The sequence below is a fragment of the Limosilactobacillus coleohominis genome, from assembly GCF_016901675.1.
In the GTDB taxonomy this organism is placed as follows: Bacteria; Bacillota; Bacilli; order Lactobacillales; family Lactobacillaceae; genus Limosilactobacillus; species Limosilactobacillus intestinavium.
Genome location: NZ_JACJKU010000106.1, coordinates 1 through 3,671, shown reverse-complemented (window position 1 = coordinate 3,671; position 3,671 = coordinate 1). Strand labels below are relative to the sequence as shown.

Annotated in this window: 2 protein-coding genes and 1 pseudogene; 1 reads left to right on the top strand and 2 read right to left on the bottom strand. The window is 37.7% G+C overall.

The features are described 5' to 3' along the window. The first annotated feature begins 176 nt into the window (after positions 1 to 176). Positions 177 to 938: a tyrosine-protein phosphatase gene (locus tag H5975_RS07605; RefSeq protein WP_204785538.1), complete on the top strand. Its 762-nt coding sequence runs from the start codon at positions 177 to 179 to the stop codon at positions 936 to 938. A gap of 130 nt (positions 939 to 1,068) precedes the next feature. On the opposite strand, the pseudogene H5975_RS07600 reads toward H5975_RS07605, so the two are convergent. Together H5975_RS07600 and H5975_RS07595 are read right to left on the bottom strand one after the other, a co-directional pair. Continuing rightward, positions 1,069 to 2,204: pseudogene (locus H5975_RS07600) on the bottom strand (MFS transporter). A 13-nt stretch (positions 2,205 to 2,217) separates the two neighbouring features. Continuing rightward, on the bottom strand, positions 2,218 to 3,510 hold the full coding sequence (locus H5975_RS07595; protein ID WP_204785537.1) for an ectonucleotide pyrophosphatase/phosphodiesterase: 1,293 nt from the start codon (positions 3,508 to 3,510) through the stop codon (positions 2,218 to 2,220). Between the last annotated feature and the right edge of the window lie 161 nt (positions 3,511 to 3,671).

Sequence of the window (3,671 nt, the reverse complement as noted above, 5' to 3'; positions counted from 1 at the left end):
CCTTAATTGTTTAGGGTGACGACCTTAACTAATGCTTTTTCGCTATACATTAATTATGTGTCTAAATCCCTGCATTAACAATTAAGGAGGTCACTTCATATTATCTCCCTTTATTATTAGATCACTTTTTACTGGTATACTTAAAGCTGAAAGTTTTAATATTGGGAGGCACAATCATGAGTAATCATCAACGCTTAATTTCATTTGATGGGACCATGAATTTTCGAGATCTAGGTGGATATCAAAATACTGATGGTCAAACAGTAAAGTGGCAAAAAATATACCGTTCCGATTCCCTAATTAATTTATCTGCAAACGATCTGAAAAAGTTTAAGAATCTAAAGATTACTGTCGATTGCGACTTACGATCTGATTATGAACAACAAATGGCCCCCGACCGTATTGATGATGATATAAAATATGTAGATGCGCATATTTATCCAGATGAAGGCGATATTGATAAAGAAGTTCACCCTATGAATCCAATTCCTCAAGGTGATATGCTTGCTGGAATCTACCAACATGTAATTTTAAATGTTCATAGCCAGCAAATGTTTAAACGCGTTTTAGCAGAACTTTTAGTTCTCCCAACAGATCAAGCTTTGGTCTTTCATTGCAGCGCTGGGAAGGACCGTACTGGTATGGCTTCTGCCATTATTCTTTCCTTATTAGGCGTAGACGACGAAACAATCATCCGTGACTATCTACTAACCAATCAATTATATGACTTTGCCAATGAACATCAGCTTCCTACTGACAATGATATGGGGAACTTTGTCGCTCAAATGAATCTAACTAAGGGAGATGGTCCCGTTATGAGAACTTTTCTAGACACTATTCAAGATGGCTGGGGATCCATAACATCGTTTGCTGAAGAGCAACTTGGTATTACAAAACATGAAATTCAACTACTAAGGCAAAAATACCTAGATAATTAATAAAGGTCTCGAGACTTAAGTTAAACTACAGTATTAAATAATGAGCAGTATAACAATAGGACCTAGCACTCGTTAAAACGAATGCTAGGTCCTATTGTTACTTAAAATGTTTTCTGCCACTCCTTCTTGATCAATCAGTGCTAGGTAATAACCAGAAAATTATCAAACCAAATAAAAATAATACACTTAGAGAAGCAACACCAACAGTTGACTCATTAGTCCATTGCGTCACAACGCCAACAATTAATGGACCAAGAATTGCAGAAAATTTCCCTAAAATATTATAAAAACCAAAAAACTCACTGTTTGAATCTTTCGGTACTAGTTGACCAAAGTAAGATCGACTAAGTGCTTGGAGACCACCCTGACTCGTTCCAATGAGGATTGCAAGTAGCCAAAAGTCAAATATCGTTTTAAGACGCAGTGCATAGATGCAGATAAATAAGTAAATCACTATGCCAATGATAATTGCCTTTTTAGTAGAAAGTCTACGCGCTAACCAGCCATATAAAACAGAAAATGGGAATGCTATCAATTGAACTACTAAGAGTACCAACATTAATTTTGTGGTATTAACTCCCAAGTCTTTTCCAATTGAAGTTGCCGTCGTAAACTGTCACGAACCGGATTTTCAGCACTTGGAACATGGTATCTTTGACGTCCATGACGCAGTAATGGCCAGCCAAAAATGCCCCACCAGATAGCGGCAATCCAAAAACTAAACTTTGCAATTCCATAAGATGATAACAAACCACCAAACCCATTACTAAGTTGTGCTGTTAAAAAAACTATAAAGGCTATCACACCACCTAAATACCCCATTCCATATCCAGTTGATGAAACCATATCCATTTGTAAATCATCCGCAACATCTGTTAGAAAACTATCATAAAAAAGGTTCCCGCCTGAATAGCCAATAATGGATAAGATAAATATTACTAATAACAATTTCCACATATTGGTGGGAACTAATGTTAATCCAACAGTTAAAATAATTGATGACCACGCAAATAAGTTTAGCCACTTACGCTTGGCTTGTGGATAATCTGCTAATGCTCCCAACAGAGGAGCTAATAATGATACTACTAATGTACCGAAGCTGTTGGCATATCCCCAATAAGCAGTTGAATCAGCGTCCGAAATTCCCGCGTGTTGAGCAACCGCTTTAAAATAAACTGGCAAAACAGCAGTTACAACTAAAATACCGTAACCGGAGTTGGCCCAATCATAAAAAATCCACTGCCATTGTTGTTTCGTTAATTTCACTAATTTTTGCACCTCATTCTTTAATCACTCCTGGAATAATTCGACCCGCTGTCGCAGTTGGATATGTTAATCCCAATAGTTTGGCAAATGTTGGTCCCTCATCAACAAGCCGTGCCCCATCTATAGTCTGACCTTTGTTAATATCCGGACCAGCGAAAACAGCAGTTGTATAATAGTCGGGTTTGTCAGGACCATATCCATGAACTCCACGGTAGCGATCATGGGTACCTAAACTTTGTGGGTCGACATCTTCAACAACTGCAGGACGGTTAACCTCGTCAGTGAAGTAATAACCAGCTTTTGCTTCTACTAAGAATGTACAACGAGGATCTGCTCCCCGAGAGATAGCTTCTTCATTATCGTAAATCCGTTCTACACCCTCAACTCCAGCAATGATCTGTTTAAGGGCTCCTAAATTAACGTTGCCTCTTGTATAAATATATGTTTCTCCATCACACGTTTTTGCAGTTACCTGCCAATTATTGTGATACGTAGTTTTCCCTGAAATTGGCGTTAACCATCCGTGTTCAGCAAATAACATGTTTAAGTGAATCATCTTTTGGACAGTAATTTGATAATGATCACCTAGGACTACAAAATTCGTGTTCTCAAAAATTCCTGCATCTTTACTTGCCTGGATAATGTCAGCAACTCGTCCATCAAGTCTTTTTAACGCATCCTGAGCTTCTTGAGATTGAGCACCATAGCGATGACGCATACTATCCATATCTACTAAGTGAATTAATGTTAAATTGGGCCGCTTTCTTTTAATCGTATCTACGGCACATGCTGTTACGAAATCGTCTAACCATGGTTGCTTAATACCTCGTCTTAATTTCCCATACTTATGATTTAAATACATTAAGAAAAGCGGCGAACTAGCCTTTAAAGAAACCAACACTTGATTAGTCCAAATCCGGTTAGGAAAAATTTCAGCCAGATTGTAAGTAATTTTACTGCCGGCAGTAACTGGCCATAGAAAGGCCGCTGTCGTCATCCCAGCTTGGCGAGCAACATCATATAATGGCGTTGACTTAATATCCTTATGGTACCAATACCAGTCCGGAGACTGTCGTCGTGGCTGAAGTTTTGTATTATTCACAATCCCATGGGTAACTGGATATTGTCCAGTAATGATTGAAGTATGGGAAGGATAAGTTAATGTTGGAAAAATTCCCCGAACTCGTTTTACCCAAGTTCCCCGTCTTATTAGTTGGTCCAAATGAGGTACTAAATTTCGTAACTCATTGAGGTCACGAAAGCCCATTGCATCTAATGAAATAACTATTAAGTGTTTTTTAGTCATCAGTTCATCTGCTTTCTTTAAATAACTATTGATTATTCTAACGTAAAATAATAAGGGGCTGTGACATAAGTCCCTAAAATGAAAAGATCCATTCGGAATTTGGTTAAATTTATGAATGGATCTTTTTGATAAATAAAATATTTTGAGAAAATGGATGGCCT